The organism is Bradyrhizobium sp. 18BD, from assembly GCF_054185225.1.
The window spans coordinates 1-469 of record NZ_JAVAYL010000176.1 but is presented as its reverse complement, the minus strand read 5'-3'; the positions used below and the strand labels follow the sequence as shown (position 1 = coordinate 469).

Here is a 469-nt window from a genome sequence, read left to right as displayed (position 1 = left end):
ATTAACCCCGCTGGCGTTGGCTATCGCACTGGCGCCTGCGCCGGGGTGGGCGGAAAACTATTTCAACCCGGCATTTCTGTCTGACGACCCGTCTGCGGTGGCCGACTTATCGACCTTTTCCCGTAATGCCCAGGCGGCGGGGATGTATCGCGTTGACGTTTACCTGAACAATACGTTTCTCGCGACCAGAGACATTGCCTTCCAGGTGGTGAAAACGACGGGAAAAAGCGCGCCCACCGATGACAGCGGATTACGCGCCTGCCTGACGCCTGAAATGCTTAAAAATATGGGGGTAAACACCGGGGCGTTTCCACTGTTGGCGAAGGCGGCGGCAGGAAGTTGTCCGGATCTCGCCAGTGCGATACCGGCCGCCCGGACCCGCTTTGATTTTGCGCAGCAACGTCTCGACATTAGCATCCCGCAGGCGGCGATGGTTGCCAGCGCCAGAGGCTATATCCCACCGAAATAC

Annotated in this window: 1 protein-coding gene; it reads left to right on the top strand. The window is 58.8% G+C overall.

Translation table 11 applies throughout. The features are described from left to right. Nucleotides 1-469 (top strand): FimD/PapC N-terminal domain-containing protein (locus tag RAD16_RS40945; RefSeq protein WP_458163682.1); only part of this gene is annotated, 469 nt, incomplete at both ends.